The 26252-nt window shown below is 61.4% G+C and carries 26 protein-coding genes; 6 read left to right on the top strand and 20 right to left on the bottom strand.

The window, feature by feature from the left end; translation table 11 throughout:
- The 11 genes from glyS to PDO_RS03110 form a co-directional block, all read right to left on the bottom strand.
- Window positions 1–2086 (bottom strand): glycine--tRNA ligase subunit beta (glyS, locus tag PDO_RS03160; protein WP_007597703.1); only part of this gene is annotated, 2086 nt, incomplete at its 3' end.
- Window positions 2087–2183: 97 nt separating this feature from the next.
- A complete protein-coding gene (locus PDO_RS03155) occupies window positions 2184–4112 on the bottom strand; it encodes a DUF2207 domain-containing protein (protein ID WP_007597701.1) in 1929 nt (642 codons plus the stop codon).
- 5 nt (window positions 4113–4117) lie between these two features.
- The gene (locus tag PDO_RS03150; RefSeq protein ID WP_007597699.1) at window positions 4118–5380 is read right to left on the bottom strand and encodes a 3-phosphoshikimate 1-carboxyvinyltransferase; all 1263 of its coding nucleotides are present in this window, start codon (window positions 5378–5380) and stop codon (window positions 4118–4120) included.
- 33 nt (window positions 5381–5413) lie between these two features.
- Window positions 5414–5965 (bottom strand): LemA family protein, encoded by a 552-nt coding sequence (locus PDO_RS03145; RefSeq protein WP_007597696.1) that lies wholly within the window; start codon window positions 5963–5965, stop codon window positions 5414–5416.
- Window positions 5966–6070: 105 nt separating this feature from the next.
- Window positions 6071–7003 carry a glycine--tRNA ligase subunit alpha gene (locus tag PDO_RS03140; protein ID WP_037072479.1) on the bottom strand — a complete coding sequence of 311 codons (933 nt, stop codon included), beginning with the start codon at window positions 7001–7003 and terminating at the stop codon, window positions 6071–6073.
- A gap of 138 nt (window positions 7004–7141) precedes the next feature.
- Window positions 7142–8197, bottom strand: coding sequence for a PAS domain-containing sensor histidine kinase (locus tag PDO_RS03135; protein ID WP_244426331.1), 1056 nt, complete (start codon window positions 8195–8197; stop codon window positions 7142–7144).
- 221 nt (window positions 8198–8418) lie between these two features.
- A complete protein-coding gene (locus tag PDO_RS03130) occupies window positions 8419–9072 on the bottom strand; it encodes a class I SAM-dependent methyltransferase (protein ID WP_007597690.1) in 654 nt (217 codons plus the stop codon).
- A 53-nt stretch (window positions 9073–9125) separates the two neighbouring features.
- Window positions 9126–9317 carry a hypothetical protein gene (locus PDO_RS03125; protein WP_007597688.1) on the bottom strand — a complete coding sequence of 64 codons (192 nt, stop codon included), beginning with the start codon at window positions 9315–9317 and terminating at the stop codon, window positions 9126–9128.
- 41 nt (window positions 9318–9358) lie between these two features.
- A complete protein-coding gene (locus PDO_RS03120) occupies window positions 9359–10222 on the bottom strand; it encodes a S49 family peptidase (protein ID WP_007597681.1) in 864 nt (287 codons plus the stop codon).
- A 96-nt stretch (window positions 10223–10318) separates the two neighbouring features.
- Entirely contained in the window at window positions 10319–11104 is a 786-nt protein-coding gene (locus tag PDO_RS03115; protein WP_007597679.1) for a tRNA1(Val) (adenine(37)-N6)-methyltransferase, read from the bottom strand.
- A 6-nt stretch (window positions 11105–11110) separates the two neighbouring features.
- The gene (locus PDO_RS03110; RefSeq protein ID WP_007597676.1) at window positions 11111–11341 is read right to left on the bottom strand and encodes a putative signal transducing protein; all 231 of its coding nucleotides are present in this window, start codon (window positions 11339–11341) and stop codon (window positions 11111–11113) included.
- A 106-nt stretch (window positions 11342–11447) separates the two neighbouring features.
- On the opposite strand from PDO_RS03110, the gene PDO_RS03105 reads away from it, so the two are divergent.
- The 4 genes from PDO_RS03105 (at window position 11448) to moaB (ending at window position 15887) form a co-directional block, all read left to right on the top strand.
- Entirely contained in the window at window positions 11448–12464 is a 1017-nt protein-coding gene (locus PDO_RS03105; RefSeq protein WP_007597674.1) for a polyprenyl synthetase family protein, read from the top strand.
- A gap of 135 nt (window positions 12465–12599) precedes the next feature.
- Window positions 12600–14411 (top strand): tetratricopeptide repeat protein, encoded by a 1812-nt coding sequence (locus tag PDO_RS03100; protein ID WP_007597671.1) that lies wholly within the window; start codon window positions 12600–12602, stop codon window positions 14409–14411.
- Between the two features lie 4 nt (window positions 14412–14415).
- The gene (locus tag PDO_RS03095) at window positions 14416–15345 is read left to right on the top strand and encodes a 4-(cytidine 5'-diphospho)-2-C-methyl-D-erythritol kinase (protein ID WP_007597669.1); all 930 of its coding nucleotides are present in this window, start codon (window positions 14416–14418) and stop codon (window positions 15343–15345) included.
- Complete coding sequence (moaB, locus tag PDO_RS03090; RefSeq protein WP_007597660.1) at window positions 15342–15887, top strand: molybdenum cofactor biosynthesis protein B; 546 nt, start codon at window positions 15342–15344, stop codon at window positions 15885–15887. The genes PDO_RS03095 and moaB overlap by 4 nt, the downstream gene beginning before the upstream one ends.
- Before the next feature lie 16 nt (window positions 15888–15903).
- Here moaB and PDO_RS03085 read toward each other — a convergent pair whose 3' ends face one another.
- Entirely contained in the window at window positions 15904–16425 is a 522-nt protein-coding gene (locus tag PDO_RS03085) for a glycosyltransferase family protein (RefSeq protein ID WP_007597658.1), read from the bottom strand.
- A gap of 143 nt (window positions 16426–16568) precedes the next feature.
- Between PDO_RS03085 and PDO_RS03080 the strand changes: the two genes are divergently transcribed.
- Complete coding sequence (locus PDO_RS03080; protein WP_007597656.1) at window positions 16569–17726, top strand: PA0069 family radical SAM protein; 1158 nt, start codon at window positions 16569–16571, stop codon at window positions 17724–17726.
- Window positions 17727–17951: 225 nt separating this feature from the next.
- Window positions 17952–18620 (top strand): ribonuclease HII, encoded by a 669-nt coding sequence (locus PDO_RS03075; RefSeq protein ID WP_037072471.1) that lies wholly within the window; start codon window positions 17952–17954, stop codon window positions 18618–18620.
- A gap of 189 nt (window positions 18621–18809) precedes the next feature.
- On the opposite strand, the gene PDO_RS03070 is transcribed toward PDO_RS03075, so the two are convergent.
- The 8 genes from PDO_RS03070 to PDO_RS03035 form a co-directional block, all read right to left on the bottom strand.
- Window positions 18810–19295, bottom strand: coding sequence for a F0F1 ATP synthase subunit B (locus PDO_RS03070; RefSeq protein ID WP_007597653.1), 486 nt, complete (start codon window positions 19293–19295; stop codon window positions 18810–18812).
- 5 nt (window positions 19296–19300) lie between these two features.
- A complete protein-coding gene (locus PDO_RS03065; RefSeq protein ID WP_007597651.1) occupies window positions 19301–19888 on the bottom strand; it encodes a F0F1 ATP synthase subunit B in 588 nt (195 codons plus the stop codon).
- Window positions 19889–19971: 83 nt separating this feature from the next.
- A complete protein-coding gene (locus tag PDO_RS03060; protein WP_007597650.1) occupies window positions 19972–20199 on the bottom strand; it encodes a F0F1 ATP synthase subunit C in 228 nt (75 codons plus the stop codon).
- A 71-nt stretch (window positions 20200–20270) separates the two neighbouring features.
- Window positions 20271–21020, bottom strand: a complete 750-nt coding sequence (locus PDO_RS03055) for a F0F1 ATP synthase subunit A (RefSeq protein ID WP_007597649.1) — start codon at window positions 21018–21020, stop codon at window positions 20271–20273.
- Window positions 21021–21080: 60 nt separating this feature from the next.
- Window positions 21081–21443, bottom strand: a complete 363-nt coding sequence (locus tag PDO_RS03050) for an AtpZ/AtpI family protein (RefSeq protein WP_007597648.1) — start codon at window positions 21441–21443, stop codon at window positions 21081–21083.
- 407 nt (window positions 21444–21850) lie between these two features.
- Window positions 21851–23032 carry a cell wall hydrolase gene (locus PDO_RS03045; protein WP_007597647.1) on the bottom strand — a complete coding sequence of 394 codons (1182 nt, stop codon included), beginning with the start codon at window positions 23030–23032 and terminating at the stop codon, window positions 21851–21853.
- A gap of 167 nt (window positions 23033–23199) precedes the next feature.
- Entirely contained in the window at window positions 23200–25101 is a 1902-nt protein-coding gene (locus PDO_RS03040; RefSeq protein WP_007597646.1) for a potassium transporter Kup, read from the bottom strand.
- A gap of 15 nt (window positions 25102–25116) precedes the next feature.
- Window positions 25117–26094, bottom strand: coding sequence for a magnesium transporter CorA family protein (locus PDO_RS03035; RefSeq protein WP_007597636.1), 978 nt, complete (start codon window positions 26092–26094; stop codon window positions 25117–25119).
- Between the last annotated feature and the right edge of the window lie 158 nt (window positions 26095–26252).

Below are 26252 nucleotides of genomic sequence, written 5' to 3'. Positions count from 1 at the left end.
GCTTCAGGAGATCGGCAGAAACGCTGTCGGCGACGACGGTGCCCTTCTTCTCTTCGGCGGCGAGCAGCTGGGTGGCGCGCTTGGTGCCGGCCAGGAGGTTGAGACCGTCTTCCGATGTAATGAAGGCGGTCAAGGCTTCGGCGCGGCGGGCTACCATCAGCAGATCGTCCGCATCAGGCGTCAGCACGGCATCGATGATGTCGTGGCGGGCGCCCTGGTCGCGCAGGTAAACCTTGAGGCGATCGTGGAAGAAGGAGAGGAGGTCGGAGGTCTGCTGGAGCAGAAAACTGCCATCCTCATCAACGTAAGCCACAGCGGGACCAACACCCGATGCAGCCGCGTATCTAACCTCCGCAGCATTATTAACACCTAGCGCTTCAAGCTGATCTGCAAGCCCATGTTGTTCCAAAGATTTTCTAATGATCTGTGCCAATAGAATTCGATTGGTGCCTTGAGAAAGAAGTGGGATCAACCTGACCTTCACGCCCCGCTCCAAGATCATCCGCACAACACCCAGCGCCGCACGCCTTAGCGCATACGGATCCTTCGAGCCGGTCGGCTTTTCGTCGATGGCCCAGAAGCCCGTTAGCGTGTCGAGCTTGTCGGCGAGCGCGACGGTCAGACCGACCTTGTCGGCCGGCAGGCGGTCGGACGGGCCGTTCGGCTTCCAGTGGTCTTCGATCGCAGCCGCGACGGATGCATCTTCACCCTGCAGAGCCGCATATTTGCGGCCCATGGCGCCCTGGAGCTCGGGGAATTCGCCGACGGCTTCCGTGCGCAGGTCCGCCTTGGCGAGCACCACGGCGCGGTCAACGAGGGCGGCATCAGCGCCGACGATCGGGGCCAGAACCCTGGCCAGTTCGCGGATACGCGCAACGCGCTCGCCTTGCGTGCCGAGCTTGGCGTGGAAGGTGACGTTGAGCGCATCGAGCTTGGCCATGCGCTGGTCGAGCGGCTTTGACAGATCGAGGTCGAACTTGGCGGCAGACGCCTTCAGCGTGTCGAGGTCGGGCAGGTCGCCTTGGTCGCGCTTCCAGAAATGCAGCGCATCCGACAGGCGGGCGCGCACGACCTTGCCATTGCCGTGGACGATCTCCTTGCCGCCATCGGTGGCCTGGATATTGGAGATCAGGATGAAGTGGTTCGACAGTTTGTCTGCCTCGCCCTGCGGCCGCACGACGAAGCATTTCTGATTGGTCTTGATCGTCAGGCGGATGATCTCGGCCGGGATCGACAGGTAATCCTCCTCGAAGGTGCCGAGCAGGACCTGCGGCCATTCGACGAGGCCGGAGACTTCTTCCAGAAGCCCCTCGTCCTCGACCAGGTCGAGGCCATTGGCAAAGGCGATGTCGCGGGCGTCGTGCAGGATGATGTCCTTGCGGCGGTCGGCATCGAGGATGACCTTGGCGCGCTCCAGGCTGGTGACATAGTCGTCGAAGCGGCGGACGGTGATGGCGTCCGGCGCGTGGAAACGATGGCCATAGGTGACGTTGGACGCCACGATGCCATCGATCTCGAAGGGGATGACCTGCACTTCGTCATGCTCGGGGCCGAAGGTGCAGACGGTCGACTGCAGCGGGCGCACCCAGCGCAGGCTTTCCATGCCCTTGCCTTCGACGCCGCCATAGGTCGAGCCCTTCGGCATCGATGCATAGCCGGAGCGCATCGAGGTCGGCCAGGAGAAGGCGCGGATGATGCCGGGCATGACAGCGGCGATGATCTCTTCGGCGGCCCGGCCGGGCTTGTCGATATAGGCGACATAGAAGTCGCCCTTCTTCGGATCGGTCTTGACGACGGCCTGATCGATCGAGGTGAGGCCCGCGCCGCGCAGGAAGCCGTCGATCGCGCCCTGGGGTGCAGAGACGCTCGGGCCTTTCTTTTCTTCACGGATATCGGCGGAACGGGCCGTCAGGCCACGAATGTCGAGCGTCAGGCGACGCGGCGTCCAGTATTCGCGCGCACCGTCATAGGTCAGACCTGCATCGACCAGCGCATCGGTGACCGCCTTCTTCAGATCGCCAGCGGCCTTGCGCTGCATGCGGGCGGGAATTTCCTCGGAGCGGAGTTCGAGCAGAAGATCGGGCATCAGACTGACTTTTTCGCTTGTTGCATAGGGCTGCGGCGGACTTAGCAAGCCGCGCGGAAAAAGTCATCCATGCATTCACCGAAAATAGTCGTTGGCTCTACCATCCCCCGCCACCGCCGCCGCCACCGCCGCCGCCGGAAGATCCGCCGGAGGAAAAGCCGGAGGTCGACGAGGACGAGGAACTCGGCGGTGGGGCCGGAATGGTCGAGGCGATCGTCGTTGCCATCGACGACGAGAAGCCACCGATGCGGTCGCCGAACGTGCCGCGATTGCGGCCGTGATACCACATCGGCTGATAGGGTTCGGCATCGGCCCGGGCCGCGGCCAGCCAGGTCTCAAACGTTGCCGACCAGGGTTTTTCGACCCCGAGCGCCACGGCATAAGGCAGCAGCGTTTCGAAATGCGACGGTGACATGGTCGGGGCACCCGCCATGTTCATCCGGTCCTTCTCGGCCAGCGTCATATAGATGCGAAGTCCTTCGATGCCGTCCATCAGCTTGCGGCCGAGCGGCGTTGGCGCACTCATCAGAAAGAAGAACAGGAAATTGGCGAGAATGATGCCGCCGATGGCGATGATCACATGCAGCTGGCCGCTGTGCGACAGGTCGAACAGGATCGACATCACGATCGTGCCGAAGATCGATAGGCCGACAAAGCCGACAAAGGCGCCGATGACGATGGAAGCAATCCGGGTGAGCAGAGGCGCCCCGCGCCGCAGCCCCTTGCCGATGCCGACCGAGAAAATGCCGAAAAAGACGGAAAAGAAGGTCGGTACGATCATCAGCGCCACCGTGTCTTCCTGCAGGTCGCCGAATATCAGCAGCAGGACCATAATGACGACGCTGAGGCCGATGCCGCCCGCGATATAGCCGGTATTGCCGCGGTAATATTTACCGCGATGTTCCTTTTCGATCGCCGCGCGGAAGCTGTTGCCGACCTGCTGCACACGTTTGCCATTGGCCTTGTCGATGGTCAGCGTGTCGCCCTTCGATCCGACGGCGGCCAGCAGGATCTCCTGTCCGGAAGGCAGCTTGTCCTTCCTAGCCTTTGCCGTACGGGTCAGCGTGATGGACTTCTCCAGGTCATCCAGGGTGATGTAGCCCTTGACGGCGAGATCGAGCGCCGATGCCGACAGGGCGGTCCAGCCACCGTTGGAAAAACCCTTGTTGTCGACGTAATTGACCAGCGCCGGAGAGATGCCGTCCGGCGCATCCCAGCGCGGCACCACGATGCCCTTGGCCGGGTCGCGGCCGACCGCCATCCACGACCGCAGGTAATAGCCCAGCACGAGGATCAGGCCGCCGATAGAAAAGATGTCGGCGAAATTGTCGCGCAGATACCACCAGAGGCCCGTTTCCGGCTCAGGGGCCGCCACCGTGCCCTTCGGCAAGGCGAGCACAATGGTCATGCCCTCCTGCGGACCAAGCGGCGCCGTGGTTTCGAATTCCAGACCACCGCTGCCGGGAACGACGCGGGCATTGCTATCGGTTGAGCCGACTGCACCGGTGTAGACTGCGGTTTTGGTCGGCTCAATATCGCCCGGCAAGGTGACGCTGGCGCTCGCTTCTTCGATCGGGAACATCCAGCCATTGCCGGTGACGTTCCAGTAGAGTTCGTCGTGATCGTCGAAATAGCGGATCTGCCGGGCCGTGGTGTAGGTGATGGCATAGGTATGCTCGCCGGGGTCCAGCGTCACGTCAGCCGATCCGGCATAGATGCGGATGCCGCCGTCGATGCTCTCGGTGTGAAAAGGCTCCGGTTCGCCGTCGCGCTCGACCGAGATCAGGTCGAATTCGACCTCGCGGCGCTTGCCGCGCTCATTGGTGTAGTAGAGCGGGAAATCGCGGAAGATGCCGCGCTTGATGTTGAAGCCTTCGGCATTGACCGTGATGGTTTCCATCACCTCGAGGCTCGCATCCCCGGACACGGCGATGTCGGCATGATAGCTGCGGATGACCTCCTCGGCCCATGCGCCGCATGCCGTCCAGAGTGTGAGAAGCAAGGCAGCGCAGAGGCGAAGGAGCATCGTGGTTATCCGTTGGTTCTGACCTGTTCGACACCCAGCGAGGCGAGTTCGTTCCAGTAGTCGGGATAGGTCTTGCCGACACAATCGGGGTCGAGAATGGTGATGTCGCGGATCTTCAGCCCGGCCAGCGCAAAGCTCATGGCGATGCGATGATCGGCGAACGTGTCGATATCGGCGGGCAGCGACTGGCCGGACAGCGACGGATCGGCCGCAACGATCAGATCGTCGCCCTCTTCCGTAGCCAGACCTTCACGGATGTTGTTCAGCCCGGTCGCCACGGCATGGATGCGGTCGCATTCCTTGACGCGCAGATTGGCGATACCGACGAAGCGCACCGGATGATTGTTGAAGGCGGCGAGCACCGCAATCGTCGGGATCGCATCCTGCATCTGGCTGCCGTCGATGACAGAAGGCATGTCCGGGAAGGCGGCGATCACGTCATAGGCCTTGGCATCGGGCTGGGTGAAGGCGTCAGACGGCGTGCCGATATCGATCTTGCCGCCGGTCAGGACTTCGGCGCCCCAAAGGTAAGTGGCAGCCGATGCATCCGGCTCGATGTGGAAATCGGTCGCGGTGTAGCCGGTCGGCTGGATAACCCAGGACGACGGCGTCGGTTGCTCGACGCTTGCACCAAAGACGCGCATGGCCGCCAGTGTCAGGTCGATATAACCACGCGCACCGATATCGGCGCCGGCCAGTTCGATGGTGAACGGCTCGGAGCCACAGGCTGCCGCCATCTGCAGGGCCGAAACATACTGGCTGGACAGACCGGCATCGATGACCACGCGGTTCCTCTTGAATGAGCCATTGGCATCGATGGCGACCGGTGGGCAACCGGAGGGAGCAGCGATTGCCACACCGAGCGACTGCAGCGCGTCGACCAACGGCTTGATCGGCCGCTTGCGCATGTGCTCGTCGCCATCCACCACATAGCGACCCTTGCCGAGCGCCAGGGCTGCCGTCAGGAAGCGGGTGGCGGTGCCGGCATTGCCGAGGAAGAGCGGCTCTGCAGGCGGCTTCAGCTCGCCGGAACTGGTGACGACGAAGGTGGTCGCATCCGGCTCCTCGACGGTCACACCCATGGCGCGCAGGGCTTCGGCCATATAGCGGGTGTCGTCGCTTTTCAGGGCACCAGTCAGGCGGCTCGTGCCCTTGGCGAGGCCTGCGAGCAACAGCGCACGGTTGGTGATCGACTTCGAACCCGGAGGGCTCACCCGGCCGGTCAGGGCATGGGCAGGCGGAATGATGGTCAGTCTGTCAGTCTTCATTGTTTCGTCTCGGAGGGGGCAGCAGGCCTGGTGTCAGAACTTGACCGTCGGTACCGCACGGTCGGCCTCGTTGGCAATCTCGAAATACGGCTTCTTGGAAAAGCCGAACTGGCCGGCGACGAGATTGTTAGGAAAGGTCTCGACCTTGACGTTCAGGTCGCGGGCAGCGCCATTGTAGTAACGACGCGACATCTGGATCTCGCCTTCGATGGTCTCCAGCGAGTTCTGTAGCTCAACGAAGTTCTCGTTGGCCTTCAGGTCCGGATAGGCTTCGGCGAGGGCGACAATCCTGCCGAGAGCCGCACCGAGCAGGCCTTCCGCGGCAGCGCGACCGGCGACGTCGCCGGCGGGCACAGCCTGGGCCTTGTTGCGCAGCTCGATAACGCTTTCCAGCGTGCCCTTCTCGTGGCCGGCATAACCCTTGACCGTCTCGATCAGGTTGGGGATCAGATCGGCACGACGCTTGAGCTGCACGTCGATGCCGGACCAGGCTTCCTCAGCCATCTGGCGGGCTTTCACCAGACCATTGTAGATGAGGACGACATAGGCGGCGATGGCGGCAATAACGGCAAGCGTCGTGAACATGAAATTTCGACTCCCCAGCTTCGATGCGCAGACGTTAGCGGGTCAGCGCGGCAAAGTCATGCGGGTTCGGCGATGCGGGCAATCTTAGTCAGGCGTGGCCTGGCGTCAGGCCGCCTTGCCGAAATTCACACCCCCGGCATCGGTCAGCAAAAACGCCTCGCCGCAGGCCTTGGCGAGCGTGCGCACGCGCAAGATGTAGCTTTGGCGCTCGGTGACCGAGATCACGCCGCGGGCATCAAGCAGGTTGAAGACATGACTTGCCTTGATGCACTGATCGTATGCCGGGAAGACGCATTTGTGCAGGCGCTGGTTGTCGTTGTCCGACGGAGCGCCGGCGGCGAGAAGCGCCTTGCATTCGGTCTCGGCATCGATGAAGTGGCGATGCAGCATCTCGGTATTGGCAAATTCGAAGTTGTGGCGGGAATATTCCTGCTCGGCCTGCAGGAAGACGTCGCCGTAGGAGATCTTCTCTTCGCCTTCGCGGCCATTGAAGTTCAGGTCGTAGACATTGTCGACGCCCTGGACATACATCGCGAGGCGTTCGAGGCCATAGGTCAGTTCGCCGGCGACCGGCGAGACGTCGATACCGCAGACGGCCTGGAAGTAGGTGAACTGCGAAACTTCCATGCCATCGCACCAGCATTCCCAGCCGAGACCCCAGGCGCCGAGCGTCGGGCTTTCCCAGTCGTCCTCGACGAAGCGCACGTCATGCAGCAACGGATCGAGGCCGATTGCCTTGAGAGAGCCGAGATACAGCTCCTGCAGGTTGGACGGGTTCGGCTTCAGGATGACCTGATACTGGTAATAGTGCTGCATGCGATTGGGATTTTCGCCGTAACGACCGTCGGAGGGACGGCGCGAGGGCTGCACATAGGCGGCCTTCCATGGCTTGGGGCCAAGCGCGCGCAGGGTGGTTGCCGGATGGAAGGTGCCGGCGCCCACTTCCATGTCATAGGGCTGCAGGACGGCGCAGCCCTTGTCGGCCCAATAGGCGTGCAATGTCAGGATCAGCGCCTGGAAAGAGCGCTTCGGGTCCATATGCGGGGCGAGAGACGTGGTCATGGGATATCGTCCAAAACTTGGCTTGAAATGCGTGGTCCGTCTGGTGCCACGACGGGGCGGACGGGTCAAGCATGTGCGAATGATTGCGGGCTCAGCGATAGGCGCGCTCGCATTCTAGCGATCCAGATCGGCGATCTGGTTCAACCGGCCGCTCAGCGAGAAGATCACGCCATCCGGCAAGAAGCGGATCTTCGCCTCGCCCTTGAACAGGTCCGAGACAACGCGCTCTGTCAGCCTTGAGCCGAAGCCACGGCGGGTCGGTTCGCTGACCGGTGGACCGCCGCTTTCGCGCCAGTCAAAGGAAAAGCCCTCGCTGCCTTGCCGGGCCCAGCTGACATCGACACGCCCGCCAGGCAGGGACAGGGCGCCATATTTGGTCGCGTTGGTCGCAAGCTCGTGGATGGCAAGCGACAGGCCAAGCGCCTGTTGCGCCGACAGGAATACATTCGGACCCTGCATATGGAAGCGTATCTCGCTGTCGCTGTGCGGCGCGACGGCGGCATTGGCGATCGCCGACACCTCGGCTGCCGTCACACTCATGCCGGTAAGCAGATCCTGCGCCTTGGCAAGCGTCTGGATGCGGGCGGATATTGTCGAGGCGGCGTCCGACAGGGACGAGGCGCCGCGCAGGGTCTGGCTGACGATCGACTGGACCATAGCCAGGGTGTTCTTCATCCGGTGCGCAAGCTCGCGATTGAGGAGCTTGAGTTCCTCCTCGTGCTTTTCGCGCTCGAGGATATAGCTCGTCGCATCGGCATAGGCCCGTTCGAGGGCTACGCGATCCTGCATGGCCTGTGTCGTTTCCGTAACGACATTCAAGATGCCGCGGATATCGCCAGTATCGTCGTAGAGCGGGCTGTAGGAAAAGGTAAAATAGGTCTGCTCCTCATAACCGTTGCGGGTCATGGTCAGCGGCAGGTTTTCCATCCAGGTGCCCTTGCCAGCCAGCGCACTGCGCACAAAAGGAAGGACGTCTTCCCAGACATCCGACCAAAGCTCCTTGAAGGGCATGCCGATGGCGAGCTGACCCTTGCCCAGCATTGGCAGATAGGCATCATTGTGAAACTGCAGCAGGTCGTCGCCCCACCAGAAGCACATGGGCTGGCGCGAGGAGAGAACCAGGCGGAGCGTCGATTTCAGCGACTGTGGCCAATTTTCGATCGGCCCCAACTCGGTCGAGGCCCAATCAAAACCGCAAATTTCAATTGCAGCCTCTCCGCCAATGTTGAGGAAATCCTGCGTACGAATAATGCTACCCCTTCGAGGCCATCGTCACCAGGCGGCAGAACAACCCCCTCAATTCCGCGCATGGCTTATTGATCAATCGATATTCAAAATAGGGCGAAACACACGGCAACTCAAGACGCCGGGCAGACGCGAAATGCGCGACATCAAAGCGCGCTACGCCAATGGAATGTACTGAACTGAAATCTCTGCACCGATCCCCAGGGCGTATGATGCTCATGGCTGATACTGCCGAGCAGATCAAAATCGGGACCGAGCAACCGTTGCAAGCTGGTGCAGTCGTGACGGGCGACCGGCAAACCGCTGCATTTTTCCGGCCCGTCCGGCGCAAAGGTACCGATGACCGCCACGCCCCCGGCCGACAGTGCCGATTTCAAAACGGCGACATAGGCGTTCTGATCGCTGATTTCGGTCAGGAAATGGAATGCGGCCCTGTCGTGCCAGGCATCGAATTGGCGCGCAGGTGTCCAGGCACGCACGTCGGCGACGACCCAGTCGACCCCGCTCGCACCTGACAGGCGCTGTCGGGCGCGAGCGAGCGCGGCCGTAGACAGGTCAAGTACCGTGACATGGGCCTGTCCGGCACCGATCAGGGCATCGACCAGCGCAGAGGCGCCACCGCCGACATCAACGACGGCCGCACCCAGCCCGATGCCAGCCGAGCGCAACAGCGACAGGGAAAGATCGGGACGCTCCTCATACCAACTGACTTCGTTTTCAGCCTTGTGATGATAGACATTGTTCCAATGATCACGTGCCTGACGCACGGCTACATCATCGGATTGCGCTTCATCTGCCATCGGTACTCCTCCAGACCAAAGTAGAAAGCAGGCACCTCTCTCGCAGAGCAAGGCTATTCGTCGTCGCGCCGCACCCGGTATTCACCGGTTTCCTTGTCCTGGATCAGCGTTCCGATGGCGCCGGTCTCGCGCTCTTTCTCGGCCGCACGAGACTTGTTTGCGAGCTTTTCCGCATCGCTGACAAATTTGCGGTAGAGCAGCCAGCCGCCGCCGAACAGCAGGCCGAAAAATATCAGTTGCGCCATATCCCCTCGCCCCGTCGCGTCCTAACCATGCCGTGCCGAGGTCAGAGACCATAGCGCGACCACAATGCCTTTTCCTCCAGCGTGTCGGCAAGTCCCGACACGGCTTGTGCAGCAATCTGGTCGATGGGACCGAAGGCATCGACGCCCGTCACACGCTTGCCGAACAGGCTCTTGGCGCCGCTGATCAATTCAAGCCTGGCATCCTTGCCATACCGCGTCTTGATTTCCTGGCGCATATTACCGAGCCGATCGACAAGGCCAAGTTCGACGCCGCGACGGCCTGTCCAGAACAGGCCGGAAAACAAAGTCGGATCCTCGGCGAGAAGCACGCCGCGACGGGCCTTGACCATATCGATAAAGACCTCGTGGATCTCCAACTGCAGGGTCTTCAAATATTCGATGTCGCCTTCCTTTTCCGGCTGGAAGGGATCGAGGATCGCCTTGTTTTCGCCGGCGGTATAGACGCGGCGCTCGACACCGATCTTCTTCAAAAGCTCCGGGAAACCGAAGCCGCCGGACACCACACCGATGGAGCCGACAATCGAGGTCGCATCGACAATGATCTCATCGCCGGCAATGGCGAGCATATAACCGCCCGACGCTGCCACATCCTCGACGAAGACGAGCACGCGCTTGTTCTTCTCTTCGGCAAGGGCCCGGATACGATCAAAGATCATGCGCGACTGGACCGGCGAACCGCCGGGAGAATTGATCGACAGGGCCACGGCCGGACTGTCCTTCATGGCGAAGGCCTTTTCCAGCTGCGGCCCGACACTGGCAAGATTGAGCGCAGGCCGGAACTTGGAGCCACCGCTCATGATTGCACCATGCAGACGCACGACCGGAATAACGGTTCCCTGCTTGCGGAAGCGTTTCGGCACCAGCCGCTTCAAAAAATCTGCCATGGACGCACTATCCTCCTACGTGTCAAAACCTTATCGTGATGTAAGACGCCGGCCCCCAAACGCAATGGCTGCATGCAAAATTCGGGCGATGCGCGATCAGCGCAGGCGCGCGTAGCCGACACGACCGTTGTTCAGATCATCGACCAGAGGAGCGAAAGCATGACTGTCTTCGCGGTCGTGCATCAAAAGCGGCGCCCGGAATTGCAGACGCGCCCGCGATCCCTTGATCGCGGTCACCAGAATGCGCGTCGCGTTCTCGCCCGGCCGCGGATGGATGGCAGTTATCTCGACGCCGCCGAAGCGACGGCCACAGGCGGCAATAATCTCGGCGATCGACTGGGGTCTGGCAATCAGCGACAATTGCCCCCCAGGCATGGCGATGGCGCCAGCGGTTCGTATCCAGCTTTCGAAAAGGTTTTCGGTCATCGCATGGGCCTCGGCCTTCAAGATGTCCGGCGTGCGGCGATCGCTGGCATCGTTGAACGGTGGGTTCATGATCACATGGTGGAAGCTGTAATCGCCAAGGCCAGCGGCAAACCGGGCTCGGCCGGTCAAAGTGACGTCCGTTTCGAGAACCGCGATGCGGCTGGAAAATGGCGCATTTTCAGCGAGCGCGAGACTTTTGCGTGCAAATTCCGCCATGTCCGGCGAACGTTCGACGAGCACCACCTCGGCATCCGGCAGGCGCGAGGCCACGGCAAATCCGGCGGCGCCTGCCCCCGCTCCCAGATCCGCCACACGAAACGCCCCGTCCTGCATCACCAGGGATGCAAGCAGCATGGCATCCATGCCAGCGCGATGGCCACGGCCGTGCGGCTGGACCAGATGGAAACGGCCTCGGTGAAAGGCATCGATGGTTTCGGCGACCGGCTGGGGCGACATCGGGCTTCAGGCCTCGTCGTCTCGCAATTCGGCCGCAAGGCCCGCATCGGTGAGGATCCGGCGCGCCTGATCGACCTCGTCTGAATCGACGAGCAGCCTGCGCTGCAGCATGCCCAGCGACCCTTCAAGAATACTCATCTGCTGATCGGCTATCATCACGGAGATCCCGGCATCGCGCATCAGACTTTCGGCAAAGGAGAGAAGGACAATGTCGTTCGAACGGATGATCTCGTGCATTTTACCCAGAAAACCTTCTTCTTTACCGTTCCGGGACAATTCGCCCCTTGCCGTGGGTGCCTCGGCTTTTTATTGTCGAGGCAGAATTGAACAGGAGTCCGGTGCGTTGGGCGTAGTCATACCGCTTGAGGAAAACAAAAACAAACAGGCTTCCATCAAGCCCTTGGTGGACCTGACCAAAAGCGGCATGGAACGGGTGAACCAGCTGATCCTGTCGAAGGCGGGCTCGGATGTCCAGATGATCCCGGAAGTCGCTAACCACCTGATTTCGTCGGGCGGCAAGCGGCTGCGGCCGATGCTGACTTTGGCGACTGCATCGATGTTCGGCTACGAGGGCGATCACCACATCAAGCTGGCGACCGCCGTCGAATTCATGCACACGGCGACGCTTTTGCATGACGACGTGGTCGACGAAAGCGATCTCAGGCGCGGCAAATCGACGGCGCGCACCATCTGGGGCAATCAGGCCAGCGTTCTCGTCGGCGATTTCCTGCTCGGCCAGGCTTTCCGGATGATGGTTGATGTCGGCTCGCTCGATGCGCTCGACGTGCTGTCGACCGCGGCCTCGGTTATTGCCGAAGGCGAAGTGCTGCAGCTGTCCGTCGCCAAGAACATGGAGACCACCGAAGACGACTATATGTCGGTGATCCGGGCCAAGACGGCTGCGCTGTTTGCAGCGGCTGCCGAAGTTGGGCCGATCGTCGCCCAGACCGACAAGGCGACACGCAATGCGCTGAAATCCTACGGTATGAACTTGGGCCTCGCCTTTCAGCTGGTCGACGACGCGCTGGATTACGGCGGCAAGGCTGCCGATCTCGGCAAGAATGTCGGCGACGATTTCCGCGAAGGCAAGATCACCCTGCCGGTGATCCTGTCCTACCGGCGCGGAACGGCGGTCGAGCGCGACTTCTGGCGCGAATCCATCGAAGGTGGGCAGAACGACGACACCCGGCTCGAAAAGGCTCTGGGGCTGATCAGCCGCTATGGTGCACTGAGCGAAACGATCCAGCGGGCACAGCATTACGGCACGATCGCCCGCGATGCGCTGGCACCCCTGCCGGAGACGCCGTGGAAAGACGCGCTCAACGACGTGATCGACTTCTGCATCGCCCGGGTGAACTGACGCAGTCAATTGTTGCGGACAGCCCGATTGCCTTGCGGGCCTGCTTCAAAAAAGCCATTCTATGGGTGAATCATCGCGCTTCGTTCCCATATAAGAACGACCTGCGCACTTTATCGGTTCTTGAAAGGCTCGTTCATGCGGCAAAGTCCCGCCACTCGTTTTCTCGCCGGCACTGCCCTGGCGCTGCTTCTCAGCGTCTTCCAAGCCCCGATTGCTTCCGCGGCGTCGCCCGAAAAGCCCGCAGAAACTGAGAGTTTCGACCTTGAAAGCGTGGACAGCTTTGCCGGCGCCTTCCTGGCCGCCCGGACTGCCGAAGCCGACCGCGACTACGCCAATGCCATCCGCCTCTACAAGAAGGCACTCGAACTTTCGCCCGACGAGCTGGATATCCAGCAACGGCTGATGATCGCCCTGATCATGAACGGCGACTTCGACGAAGGCGCCACGCTCGCCAAGGAACTGGAAAACGATCCGGCCGTCGAACGGGTGACCTCTGTCGCGCTTGGATTCCAGGCGATCCGTGACGGACGCTACGACGATGCGCTCAAGACCTTCAAGTACGAGGGACCGAACGACCTCGACCGGCTGATGAACGAATTGCTGGTGGCCTGGACCAAGGTCGGCGAAGGCAAGGGCAAGGAAGCGCTCGATCTGGTCAAGGGTCTGAAAGGCCCCAGCTGGTATGCGATCTTCCGCAACTATAATGTCGGCGTCATCGCCGCGCTGACCGGCGATGACGATGCAGCCCGCAAGGCGCTGACGGATACGTTGATCGACCGCAGCGGCGGCGCGACCGCACCGGATACCTTTGCCCGGGCCGTGATTGCGCTGGCGACGCTCGAAGCCAATGCCGGCAACAGGCAGAAGGCACTGGATGCCCTGGCAGCCGGTGACGAGCTGATCAACAATTACGCACCGTTCAAAGCATTGCGCGACGAGATCGAAGCCGGCGGCAAGCCGAAGCCGATGGTCGAGACTGCGGCGCAGGGTGCAGCCGGCGTGCTGTTTTCCATCGGTGGCGCGCTCAACCGTGAAGGCGCCGAAGACACGGTGATGCTTTATCTGCAGCTGTCGCATGCGCTGGACAAGGATGCGGCCGATACGCTGGTCCTGCTCGGCGGCATTGCCGAAAACGCCAAGCAGCCGGAAAAGGCGATCGAATTCTACCGCCAAGTGCCGGAAACTTCGCCGATGCGGCGGATTTCCGAATTGCAGCTCGGCCTGACGCTGGCAGAGACCGGCAAGGTTGATGACGCTCGCACACACCTGCAAGGGCTGATTGCCTCCGACCCGAAGGATGTGCGCAGCTATCTGGCCTATGGCAGCGTCCTGTCGGAAGCCAAGGACTATGCGGCCATGGCGACCAATTATGACAAGGCCGTCGAAGTTATCGGTCAATCGCCAGCCAAGAACCACTGGTCGATCTTCTTCCAGCGCGGCATTGCCAATGAGCGGCTGAAGAAGTGGGACAAAGCCGAGCCCGACTTCCGCAAGGCGCTGGAACTCAATCCGGAACAGCCGCAAGTTCTCAATTATCTCGGCTATTCGTGGGTCGATATGAACCGCAATCTCCAGGAAGGCCTGGAGATGATCAAAAAGGCCGTCGATCTGCGGCCCGATGACGGCTACATCGTCGATTCGCTCGGCTGGGCTTACTACCGCCTCGGACGTTTCGAAGACTCGGTGGCCGAACTGGAGCGTGCAGCCGAGCTTCGCGCCGGCGACGCAACGATCAACGACCATCTGGGCGACGCCTATTGGCGTGTCGGCCGCAAGCTCGAGGCCACTTATCAGTGGAAACGCGCGCTTGCCTCCGAACCGGAAGAGGCCGAAGTGCCGAAGATCCAGGCGAAGATCGACAAGGGCATGCCGCCGGTCGAAGCCGACGCCGCCAAGATCGATCCGAAGCCGGTGGACGCGCCGAAGAAAGACGACAAGAAGACCTGACCCGATGAATGGTCTCGACGATCAGGCGAGAGCCCCGGTCGAGGAGACCGCGCGCGCCAAGGTCAATCTCGCGCTGCATGTAACCGGGCGCCGGGCGGATGGCTATCATCTGCTCGACAGCCTGGTGACTTTTGCCGAAGACGGTGACGAGTTGACCTTCCGGCCGGCGGAGGCCGACAGCCTGACACTGGCTGGGCCCTTTGCCCGCAGCCTCTCGCTTGGCCCGGCTAAGCCCGAGGACAATCTCGTTCTCAAGGCACGCGACCGTTTGCGCGCCGTTCTTGATCAGCATGGGCAGCACTGGTCGCCCGTCTCCATCACGCTCGAAAAGAACCTGCCAGTTGCGGCCGGGATCGGCGGCGGCTCGGCCGATGCGGCGGCAACGCTGCGCGGGCTGATGCGGCTCTGGCAGGCGGACCTGCCCGCCGACGCGCTCGCAGAGCTTGCGCTGTCGCTCGGCGCCGATGTGCCGATGTGCCTTCGCTCGGCCCCCCTCAGGGCCCAGGGCATTGGCGAGGCGATCACGCCGGTCGCCCTCCCCTCCTTTCCCATGGTGCTGCTCAATCCGCTGATGCCTGTCTCGACGCCGGAGATCTTTCGCCGGCTGGAGCGACGCGACAATGCGCCGATGGCGGACCTGCCCACAGCACCCGATGCAGAAGCATGGCGCGCGGCCTTCGCACAGCTTCGCAACGACCTGCAGCCACCGGCCGAAACGCTTGTGCCCGAAATCGCCGAGGCCTGTGGCCTGTTGCGCGAGAGCCTTGCGGCCTTTGCCGGCATGTCGGGATCGGGTGCCACCTGCTTCGGCCTCTACGAAAGCGAGGCGGCGGCGCTGAAGGCGGCACTGGCGTTATCGACCTATCGGCCGCAATGGTATGTGCTTCTGACCCGCACGGTTGCCCATGAGCGCGAGCAAGGAGAAGACGCATGAGCCGGATCGACGAAAGCCGCCCCTTCATTCCGGTGGGCATTGCCGTGCTCACGGTCTCGGACACACGGCGCCTGGAAGACGACCGCTCCGGCGACACGCTGGTCGCCCGGATCGCGGAGGCTGGTCACACGCTCGTCGCCCGCGCCATCGTCCAGGACGACAAGGCGGCGATCTTCGACCAGGTTCAGGCCTGGACCAAAGATGACGCCATCGATGTGGTGATCACCACCGGCGGTACGGGCTTTACCGGTCGCGACGTGACACCCGAAGCGCTGGAACCCTTGTTCGAAAAACGCATGGACGGCTTTTCCGAGGTCTTCCACCGGATTTCCTATGACAAGATCGGCACCTCGACCATCCAGTCGCGGGCAACCGGCGGGGTCGCCAATGCGACCTTCATCTTCGTGCTGCCGGGATCGCCCGGCGCCTGCAAGGATGCCTGGGACGGGATCCTGAAGCTGCAGCTCGACTACCGGCACATGCCGTGCAATTTCGTCGAGATCATGCCACGGCTCGACGAGCACCTCACGCGCGGCAAATAGTGTTGCCGGACGGCTGTCAGCGCCTGGCTTCGCGAGCAACCCAGGACGGGATGATCTCGGAGGCCAGCCGGCGCGGTTTTTGGCCATGGGCCAGATGCTGAAGATCCATGCCCGAGCGGACCAGTGACTGTGCGTGGCGCTTGGGCAGCAGGAGGCCATTTTCGAGCGGCGGGCGTGACCGGGTCAAACGCCGATAGAACGGTAGCCGATAGGCGCGCGATTCGGAAAAACGAGCGGGCACCTTGTTGAGGGCGACATATTCGGCGACCTCGTCGATCCAGCCCTGGGTCAACCGGGCGCCAGGCTCGACCAGAAGCAGCCACTCGCCGCGCACCGAGCCGAGCAATTCTTTCATGTCCCATTGCTGATAAAAGCGGCAGCCTGCGGCATCCGCCACGAAGGACGAGCCGTCCTTGGAGCCATGGTCCAGGACAATAACATCGCTCACAAGCCCTTCCACGGCGCCGGCTACAAGAACCGACAGCGTCTGAGCGAGCTCTGGCTCCTGATCGCGGCATTCCATGATCACTGTCAACATTGCCTATCTCTATCGCATTGCACAAAGATTTGCCACAGCTTTGCGATTGGCCAATTTTCTATTTTGTTCTTGCATTGTTCTCATTGTTGGTGGTAGGAATATAGTCATTCGGCGGGACTGATTGACCCCGCGAGGAGCTAAACATGAACGAGCTGTCTCTTGTGGGCCGGGCTGCCTTTCAGCCTGGCAATACGGCAGATATTGCCGATGCGGTGATGACCTCTTCCGGGCTCCGGATCGAGATCGACCGGCGTCGTGGTCGCGGCGCGACGCTCAATCCGGGCGGACGTTTCGAGCCGACCGAACGTGTTGCCTTCGACGACGGCTGGCAGAGCCTCGAGGACATGCCGCCGTTCAAGACGGAAGTGCAGGTCGAGAAGCCGCGAACCATCATCACCCGCAACGAATCGCCGGACATTCCCTTCGACCGCTCGGTCAATCCTTACCGTGGCTGCGAACATGGCTGCATCTACTGCTTCGCCCGCCCGACACACAGCTATATGGGGCTTTCGGCCGGTCTCGACTTCGAGGCCAGGCTGTTTGCCAAGCCGGATGCGCCGAAGCTTCTGGAACGGGAATTGTCGAAGCCGGGCTACAAGCCACGGCCGATCGCGATCGGCACCAATACCGATCCCTATCAGCCGATCGAGCGGGAATGGCGGATCATGCGCCAGATCCTCGAAGTGCTCGACAAGGCCAATCATCCTGTGGTGATCGTCACCAAGTCGGCGCTGGTGCTGCGCGACGTGGACATCCTGAAGTCGATGGCGGAGCGCGGTCTTGCCAAGGTCGGCATTTCGGTGACGACGCTCGATCGCAAGCTCGCCCGGCTGATGGAGCCGCGCGCGGCCACGCCGTCACGGCGACTGGAGACGATTAAGGGGCTGTCGGAGGCTGGCATCCCGGTTGCCGTGATGCTCGGGCCGGTCATTCCGGCGCTGAACGACCATGAGATCGAACGCATTCTCGACAGCGGCAAGGCGGCCGGCGCGACGGAGGCCAGCTATGTGCTGCTGCGCCTGCCGCTCGAGGTCAGCCCGCTGTTTCGCGACTGGTTGCTGCAGCATTATCCGGACCGCTATCGGCATGTGATGTCGCTGGTCCGCTCGATGCGCGACGGCAAGGACTACGATGCCGAATTCGGAAAAAGGATGAAGGGGGCCGGTCCCTATGCCTGGCAGATCAGCCGCCGCTTCGAGATGGCAACCAAGCGTCTTGGCCTGACCCGCCGCAGCCTGCATCTGCGTGAGGATCTGTTCCTGTCGCCGAACAGCCATGGCGTGCAGCTGTCGCTGCTGTGAAACTTGCGCCGCACCAAGGCGCAGGATCCCTATCGTGATGTCCGGGCGGCTGGCACCGCCTCGACATTGCGCCTCCCGGTCCAGGCCGGGTTTCGTCTTCCGGCGCGGTTATCCGCCGCCTCGCGCCGGATGTGTCCCTGGTCAGCCGCCCCTTGTTCTCGCGTCCAACGAGAGGAAGGGACCAGGGGCTTGCAGGAGATCGGGTGCGCGTGCGATTTCTGCCGCATGAAAACGCGCACGCCACCCGATTCTCCCAGCCTGTTTCCCGATCCGCCGCTGGCTCCTGATTTTTCGATCGAGAGCCGCACCAGGCGGCGCGGGCTCTGGCCTGTTGCCGGAACCGACGAAGCCGGTCGCGGGCCGCTGGCGGGGCCTGTGGTGGCAGCGGCGGTCATCCTCGACCCGAAGCGCATCCCAGACGGACTGAACGATTCGAAGAAACTGTCCGCGGCCCAGCGCGAGCGGCTGTATGACGAGATCCTTGCCACTGCCACTGTCTCGATCGCCTCTTCGTCACCCCGCCATATCGACGCACGCGATATCCGCAAGGCGAGCCTCGACGCCATGCGGCGTGCCGTTGCCGGGCTTGAATTGAGCGCCATGCATGTGCTGGCCGACGGCAAGGACGTTCCGGAGGGACTTTCCTGTTCCGGCACGGCCGTGGTCAAGGGCGATGCACGCTCTGTGTCGATCGCCGCAGCATCGATCCTTGCCAAGGTCATGCGGGACCGGATGATGGCACGGGCCGGGCTGCTCTATCCTCACTACGGGTTCGCACAGCATGCCGGCTATGGCACGGCCATGCATCGGGGCGCGATCGTCATCCATGGCCCCTGCCCGCTGCACCGGATGAGCTTTCGGCCGCTGCGGCAAGTCGACGTCACCACCGACTGACACGGCGCTCCAGTGTGTCTCAATCGGCCCGCCCCTTCCATCTGGCCCCATCCGCCCGGCGCCATCCCTCTTGTTCCATCCGCCTTGCGCCGTCTCGGCCCCATCTCAGCCTCGGGAGCAACCCATAGCGCAGGCAACAAAAAAGCCGGGACATGCCCGGCTTTTTCAATTCTGTCGCTGATCGTCTGATCAGTTCAGGCGGGACTTGACCTCGCCGACAGCGTTCTTGAACAGGTTGTCCTGAACGGCGCCATCGGTTTTCTTGGCCAGAACCTTTTCAGCCGCAGCAATTGCCAGATCGACGGCTGCCACGCGCACGGCGTTGACCGCTTCGGTCTCGGCCTGCTTGATCTTCTGCTCCGAGAGCGCATTGCGGCGTGCAATGAATTCCTCGGTCTTCTGCCGGGCTTCGGCGGTCAGGGCAGCGGCTTCGCGTTCGGCGGCGGCAACGATGCCGGCTGCCTCTGCTTCCGCTTCCTTGCGCTTGCGCTGGTATTCGGCCAGCAGGTGCTGGGCCTCTTCGCGCAGGCGCTTGGCTTCCGCCAGTTCGTCGCGGATCTTGTCAGCGCGCTCGTCAAGCCCCTTGGCCATCATGCCCGGAACCTTCAGGTAGGCGAGCAGGACGAAGAAGAGAACCAGACCGACCAGGGCAAAAAATGTTGCGTCGAGATGCATGGCGATCACGCTCCCTGCTTGGCGGCGCCGGAAACGGCAGCCTTGATGTCAGCGGCGGTCGCCTTGGTACCGATCAGCTGTTCGACGATCGAACCGACCGTGTCGATTGCAATCGTGTCGACCTCGGCAAATGCCTTGGCCTTGATCTCGCCAATGCGGACTTCGGCAGCGGCGATCTTGGCGGCGAGATCCGCTTCGATGGCGGCGCGTTCCGCGTCGGCCTTGACCTTGGCTTCGTCGCGCGCAGCTGATGCAATCTGACCGGCTTTCGCCTTGGCCGCGCTCAGCTCGCGTTCGTAAGTTTCAATCGCAGCGTCGGCTTCCGACTTGAAGCGGGCTGCCTCGTCGAGATCCTGCGCAATGCGGTCGTGGCGGTTTTCCAGGATACCGCCAACGCGCGGCACGATGACCTTCTGCATGAGCATGTAGAAGATGCCGAACGTGATCACCAGCCACAACAGCTGTGAGGCATAGGTGGACGAATCGAACGGCGGGAACACACCGCTGGCATGTTCCGTATTCGGAACGCCGGTCTCGGTATGGACAGTGCCCTCTGCCGGCGCTTCCTCGGCATAGGCGGGGGTCACAAACATGCTCACCTCCAGGTGTATTCACAAATGCACGAGATCACGGCTGCCGCGAAAGGCACGCCGTGATCCCAATCTCCAACCGTCTATTAGACAGCGAACAGGAGGAGGAGAGCGATGAGCAGCGAGAAGATGCCCAGAGCTTCCGTAACGGCGAAGCCGAATACCAGACGGCCGAACTGGCTGTCAGCGGCAGACGGGTTGCGCAGTGCGCCGGAGAGGTAATCACCGAAGATACGGCCGAGTGCGAGGGACGTACCAGCCATGCCGAGGCATGCGAGACCTGCGCCGATGTACTTTGCTGCTTCCGCTTCCATATGGATACTCCTTCGAAATGGTTGTTGCGGCTGTTTTGGCCCCGGTTGCGCCAGGGCCAGCGACTATATTCTCAGTGACCGCCGTGCACTGCGTCGTTCAGGTACATGCAAGTGAGTACCGCGAAGACGTAGGCCTGCAGGAAGGCAACGAGAAATTCGAGACCGGTCATGGCGACCGTCATCAAAAGGGGCAGAATTGCGCCGCCGACACCGACCGCGCCCATGGCACTCATCGACGCGACAAAGCCGGCAAAGACCTTGAGCGTGATGTGACCGGCGAGCATGTTGGCGAACAGACGGACGGAGAGGCTGATCGGACGCGAGAGGAAGGAAACAACCTCGATCGTGGAAACCAGCGGCAGGAGAGCAATCGGCACGCCGGACGGCGCAAAGATGCCCAGGAACTTCAGGCCATGCTTGTAGAAACCATAGACCAGCACGGTCAGGATGACGAACAGCGCCAGAGCGAAGGTGACGATGATCTGGCTGGTGATGGTGAAGAAGTACGGGAACATGCCGAGCAGGTTGGCCGTCAGCACGAACATGAACAGCGAAAACACCATCGGGAAGAACTTCATGCCATGGCTGCCGGCGCCTTCGCGCAGCATCGATGCGATGAATTCATAGGCCATTTCAGCGACAGACTGCATGCGGGTCGGAATGAGACCGCGGTTCGATGTCGAGAAATAGAGGAAGCTTGAAGCGGTTGCGACGGTTGCAACCATGAACAGCGAGGCATTGGTAAACGAAAAATCAATCCCGCCCACTTCGATCGGAACAATCTTCTGGATCAGAAACTGATGAGTAGGATCGTTGGCCACGTTCTGCTCTTTCGCGTTTTGCCGCCGAAGCGGATATCTTATCGTCGTGCTCGGATCGCCTCAGCGACCGTCGCCTTTGTCTTTCAGGTCCATCTTGCGATCGGCCGGATGGGGCGAAGCCACAATCCCAACGACACGCATGACGTTCAACACGCCGGCACAGAACCCGATGAGCAGCAATACAATCATGCCCCAGGGCGCCGTACCGACAAAGCGGTCAAAAAGATAGCCCAGAAATGCGCCAACAACGATGGCGGAGATGAATTCGCTCGAGATCTTCATCGCCATTCCGTAACCCTTGCGGGTTTCTTCTGCGTTGATCTCCGCGCTTTCCTCGCTCTTCGCCTTGGTGTCCCGGACAGCCAATTCGGCAGCCAGCCTCCGGCGACGCTCTTCCAGACCTTCTTCCCGATTATCCGTCATGGCTTCCTCCCGTCCCTATCCGTATCTCACAGGGCATATTTTACACCCGATTTGAATGCAGAAACGGCAGGATAGAAACCCTTGTGGCCCGCTTTGAAGTCGGCCGCACCATAATTTTGAGGACCTGCATAGTCAAGGCATATGGGGGTCAAGTTTCACGACAAATTAACCTATAAAATTCAGTAGGTTAGTCAAATATTGTCGATTCAACTCACATGACAGACACCAAATCGTGTCACTTGGTCGCGATGTGTGGAGAGAATCTGCCATAATCGATGCTCCGCCATGCCACATTGCGGCACAAGCAAGTCAGCGAAAATCGAAATTGTGTGCGGTCCGCGCCAAAGTCCGCGAACCTCTGCCGCAATCCCAGTCCAGCACCTGCCGGTGCTGATATCCTGGGCGTGTCAGCTCCAGCCACCGCCATAGGTGCGGTAGAAGATATGCTTGCCGATCGTATCGACCCGCTTCATCGTCGGGCCCCAGTCCGGCTTTACATAGGTGGCGTGGTAGTGGGTGGCCGATCCGACCTCCTTGAACCAGATCTTGCCAGCGGTGACCGCCATGGCGATTTCCTTGGCCGTGCGCCAATGGGAAGGCGAGTTCACCCGGTCGGGAATGCGGTCGCAGGCAAAGGAAAACTGGCAGCGGTTGCGCCAATCCTCGTTCTGATAGACGACACCGCAGATCGTCGCGGGATAGTGCGGATTGCGGACGCGGTTAAGGATGACCTGAGCGACGGCCGCCTGGCCCTTGACCGATTCGCCACGGGCTTCGAAATAGATGCCTTCGGCGAGGCATTTCTGCTCCTTGTCGGAAAACACCCCGGCCGGCAATGCGGTTGCGGCCCATGCGTGATCCTGCGGGCCGATCTCGGGCGTGAAGCGACCACGCGCCATCTGCTTTTCCGTCAGGATCGCATCGAATGGCGAAACGCTGGCATAGTCGGGCGCCGGCGATGCATAGGCGGTCGCCAGGACATCCGGATTGCGGTTGGTGACCAGTCCGGCCAGCATGGACGGCAGTGCCGGGTCGACCGGCTGCTCCTTGCGCTTGAAATAGAAGCTTGCGAGTTCGACAGGCTTGGCCTCGGTTTTTTCGCGGGCAAAGGCGGTGCGCTCGGTCGCGCGGTCCCTGGGGTCGAAGAGCGAACTGGTGCGCTTCAATATGGAACCCGCCGAAAAGGCGCGTGGGGGCAGCATCTGCTCGACGGCAATCACCCTGCCCTTCTTCAGGTCGCGGGTGACGCGCATTTCGTCCGGCAGCGGATCGGCGGTCTGCTTGCCGCCGTCAAAGGCGATACGACGGCCATCGGGCAGCACTAGGCCGGTGTCATTGGACAGAGCAGACGATGTTTCATCGGCAGAAAATGCCAGTTCGGCCTGGTGGATGGAACCTGCCGGCGACGAAGTCAGCACCATGCGCCAGTTGCTGGCGCCGCGATCGCTGCCGGCCAGAAGGCCGGCCATATCCGCCTGGGCGGCAATTGTCGGGAAAGCGAGCCAGGAGACAAGGCCGAAGAGCAGAGGCGAGGTCCAGGTCTCCAGCCGGGAGAAGACCTTCTTGGAAGGGCGAAATGAGGAACGCAAACCGAACTCCAGCACAAGGACGCGAGATACATTAGAAAAACATCTCTCATTAACCTTGATGCATGGTTAACGCCGACTGCAATGGGCGATGAAACCCCGGCTGCAGGAACGCAAAAAGGCCACCGGGATCATCCGGTGGCCTTTGAATGCGTCATCGCGCAACGGGATCAGATGATGACGTGCGAGCCCAGTTCGACCACGCGGTTGGCTGGCAGGCGGAAATAGTCCGACGGGTCGGCTGCCGCATTGGCAAGCGAGATATAAAGCCGGTCCTGCCAATAGGGCATGCCGGATTTTGCATCCGGCACCAGCTTGCGCCGGCCGAGATAGAAAGAGGTCGACATGATGTCGAACTTCAATCCGCAGCGGCGCAGGTTGGCCAGGGCCTTCGAGACATTCTGGTTTTCCATGAAGCCGAAGCGGATTTCGACGCGGGAAAAGCGCTCCGACAATTGCTCGATGACAAACCGCTCGTCGGCGGTGGCGCGCGGCCGGCCGATCGTCTTGATCGTCAGGATGATGTTGCGCTCGTGCAAAACATGATTGTGCTTGAGATTGTGCAACAGTGCGGCCGGCGCGGTTTCGGCATCGCTGGTCAGGAAGATCGCGGTGCCCGGAACATTCGCCGGTGCATGATCGCTCTTGCGCTCGATCGAGGCGATGAACGGCGCCAGGGGCACATCGGTGTGGCGGGTCTTGGCAAACAGGATGCCGTTGCCGCGACGCCATGTCCACATGATGACGGTGAAGACGGCGGCAAACAGAACCGGGATATAGCCGCCGTCATGGATCTTCAGGAGGTTTGCACCCAGGAAGACCAGTTCCAGCGCAAGAAGCGGCAACAGCGCGGCCACGGCCGTCGTCACGCTCCAGTTCCAGCGCTTGCGGACAAATTCGAAGGCCATGATCGTGGTGACCACCATGGCGCCGGTGACCGAGATGCCATAGGCGGTGGCCAGTGCCTCGGAGCTTTCAAACAGCAGTACCAGCGCCAGAACGCCGACCAGCAGCAGCGCGTTGACCGAGGGCAGATAGATCTGGCCGGTATGGGTTTCCGAGGTGAACAGGATCTGCATGCGCGGCAGGAAGCCGAGATGGATCGCCTGGCGCACCAGCGAGAAGGCGCCGGTGATCACGGCCTGGCTGGCGATGATGGTGGCGAAGGTCGCCAGAATGACGACCGGCAACAGCGCCCATTGCGGAAACATCAGATAAAACGGGTTTTCCATGGCGTCGGGATTGTGCAGCACCAGCGCGCCCTGGCCGAGATAGTTGAGGACCAGCGACGGGAAGACCAGCACGAACCAGGCCCACTGAATGGGCTTGCGGCCAAAATGGCCGAGGTCGGCATATAGCGCTTCCGCACCGGTGACAGTGAGGAAAACGGCGCCGAGCACGACAATGCCGAGGAAACCTTCGCGCAGCATGAAATTGGCCGCATGCCAGGGGTTGAAGGCCGAGAGAATGCCGAGGTCATCGAAGATGTGATTGACGCCGCCGGCCGCCATGACCAGGAACCAGAGTGCCGTGATCGGGCCGAAGAAACGGGCAACGGCCGCGGTGCCATGCGATTGCACGGCAAAGACGCCGATCAGGATCGCCACCGATATCGGCACGATGTAGTCGGACAGGTCCGGCGCCACGAGCTTGAGCCCCTCGACCGCCGACAGTACCGAAAGCGCCGGGGTAATCATCGAATCGCCGAGGAACAGCGCCGCGCCGATCAGACCGAGCACCATCAGGATCGGGCCGTGGCCATTGGCGGTCTTCGACAGCAAGGCGAGCAGGGACAGGGTTCCGCCCTCGCCGTCATTGTCGGCGCGTAGCAGGAACAGCACATATTTGAGCGTGACGATGATGGTCAGCGCCCAGATCATCAGCGAGATCAGCCCGATGATTTCCAAACGGGTCACGCCGCCTTCGCTGATCGGCTTCAGCGCTTCACGAAACGCATAGAGCGGGCTGGTGCCGATATCGCCATAGACGACGCCGACCGAGCCGAGCGCGAGGAAAAACATTCCGCGCGCGCCCTTGTGACCTTCCGAAGAATGGGTCTTGTCTTGTTCCATAAGATGTCAGGCTCTTCAGAGCCAGCCTTTCCAGCGGAAGAAAAGAAACGGAATGACGGCAGAGATCAACATGCCAACAAGCGCCAATGCGTAGCCGTAGTTCCAGTCCAGTTCCGGCATGACATGAAAATTCATGCCGTATATCGAGGCAACCAGGGTCGGCGGCAGGAAGACCACCGAAGCAATCGAGAAGATCTTGATGATCGCATTCTGTTCGACATTGATCAGGCCGAGCGAAGCATCCAGCATGAAGGTGATGTTGTTGCTGACAAAAGCTGCATGCTCGGCCAGCGACTGGACGTCGCGCGCCACGACCAGACAGAGCTCGACCGCCTCCTCCTCGTGCCGCACAACCTGCTGAGACTGCAGGAAGGTGACCAGGCGCGACAGCGAGATAAGACTGTCGCGTGTCTTGCTGACCAGCTGGTGGTGGCTGGCGATATCGAGCAGCTTGTCTTCCAGAAAGCGCGGCGGGCGGCGTCTGGCCGCCTTGCGATCGACAAAGACGGAAACGGACAGTGCATCCAGGCGGGTCGCCAGAATTTCCAGCACTTCGGCCGTCCGGTCAACCACAGTTTCGAGCAGGCGCCCGAGCAAGATGGTCCCGGTCTGGCACTTTTCGCTGGCGCGCAGCAGGCTGGCGCTGAAGAGCGCGAAGGATTTCGGCTCGGCATAGCGGATGGTGACGAGACGCTTGCCATGCAGGATGAATGCCACATCGGTCAACCGCGGCAGATCCGTCTCGACCTTGTAGATCAGCGAGGCGGTCATGTAGACCCCGCCATTCTCGACATAGAGGCGGCTTGAAGGTTCGATATCCTTCAATTCCTCAGGGGTCGGCAGGGGAATTCCGAGCCGGTTCTCGACCTGCTGCTCTTCTTCCTTCGTCGGGCAGACCAGATCCAGCCAGATGATCGACGCATCGAAATCACCTGTGGCGTCATCGGGACCGATCACCTCTGCGCTGCCGTCAGTTCTATAGGCCCGGATCAAGACAAGGTTACCTTCATGGCTGCCAACGAGCGGCAAATTGGCCGGACCCAAACACAAATGGCTAGAAAAAGGCAAGTCGAATTTTGCACTGCAGTATTGTGCCGGAGACACTGCTCTTTATTGCAATGCGCCCTAACCGCAGCCAACAGAGGCCCGCG

The sequence above is a fragment of the Rhizobium sp. PDO1-076 genome (assembly GCF_000247475.1).
Lineage (GTDB): Bacteria > Pseudomonadota > Alphaproteobacteria > Rhizobiales > Rhizobiaceae > Allorhizobium.
This window is presented reverse-complemented; position numbering and strand designations above follow the sequence as displayed.

Coding starts and splice junctions, on each gene's coding strand:
- PDO_RS03050 (WP_007597648.1), bottom strand. CDS start 21,443: ATGACGGATAATCGGGAAGAAGGTCTGGAAGAGCGTCGCCGGAGGCTG.
- PDO_RS03070 (WP_007597653.1), bottom strand. CDS start 19,295: ATGCATCTCGACGCAACATTTTTTGCCCTGGTCGGTCTGGTTCTCTTC.
- PDO_RS03110 (WP_007597676.1), bottom strand. CDS start 11,341: ATGCACGAGATCATCCGTTCGAACGACATTGTCCTTCTCTCCTTTGCC.
- PDO_RS03120 (WP_007597681.1), bottom strand. CDS start 10,222: ATGGCAGATTTTTTGAAGCGGCTGGTGCCGAAACGCTTCCGCAAGCAG.
- PDO_RS03085 (WP_007597658.1), bottom strand. CDS start 16,425: ATGTTGACAGTGATCATGGAATGCCGCGATCAGGAGCCAGAGCTCGCT.
- PDO_RS03125 (WP_007597688.1), bottom strand. CDS start 9,317: ATGGCGCAACTGATATTTTTCGGCCTGCTGTTCGGCGGCGGCTGGCTG.
- moaB (WP_007597660.1), top strand. CDS start 15,342: ATGAGCCGGATCGACGAAAGCCGCCCCTTCATTCCGGTGGGCATTGCC.
- PDO_RS03040 (WP_007597646.1), bottom strand. CDS start 25,101: ATGGAACAAGACAAGACCCATTCTTCGGAAGGTCACAAGGGCGCGCGC.
- PDO_RS03130 (WP_007597690.1), bottom strand. CDS start 9,072: ATGGCAGATGAAGCGCAATCCGATGATGTAGCCGTGCGTCAGGCACGT.
- PDO_RS03060 (WP_007597650.1), bottom strand. CDS start 20,199: ATGGAAGCGGAAGCAGCAAAGTACATCGGCGCAGGTCTCGCATGCCTC.
- PDO_RS03155 (WP_007597701.1), bottom strand. CDS start 4,112: ATGCTCCTTCGCCTCTGCGCTGCCTTGCTTCTCACACTCTGGACGGCA.
- PDO_RS03115 (WP_007597679.1), bottom strand. CDS start 11,104: ATGTCGCCCCAGCCGGTCGCCGAAACCATCGATGCCTTTCACCGAGGC.
- PDO_RS03100 (WP_007597671.1), top strand. CDS start 12,600: ATGCGGCAAAGTCCCGCCACTCGTTTTCTCGCCGGCACTGCCCTGGCG.
- PDO_RS03065 (WP_007597651.1), bottom strand. CDS start 19,888: ATGTTTGTGACCCCCGCCTATGCCGAGGAAGCGCCGGCAGAGGGCACT.
- PDO_RS03140 (WP_037072479.1), bottom strand. CDS start 7,003: ATGGACCCGAAGCGCTCTTTCCAGGCGCTGATCCTGACATTGCACGCC.
- PDO_RS03150 (WP_007597699.1), bottom strand. CDS start 5,380: ATGAAGACTGACAGACTGACCATCATTCCGCCTGCCCATGCCCTGACC.
- PDO_RS03145 (WP_007597696.1), bottom strand. CDS start 5,965: ATGTTCACGACGCTTGCCGTTATTGCCGCCATCGCCGCCTATGTCGTC.
- PDO_RS03095 (WP_007597669.1), top strand. CDS start 14,416: ATGAATGGTCTCGACGATCAGGCGAGAGCCCCGGTCGAGGAGACCGCG.
- PDO_RS03075 (WP_037072471.1), top strand. CDS start 17,952: ATGAAAACGCGCACGCCACCCGATTCTCCCAGCCTGTTTCCCGATCCG.
- PDO_RS03080 (WP_007597656.1), top strand. CDS start 16,569: ATGAACGAGCTGTCTCTTGTGGGCCGGGCTGCCTTTCAGCCTGGCAAT.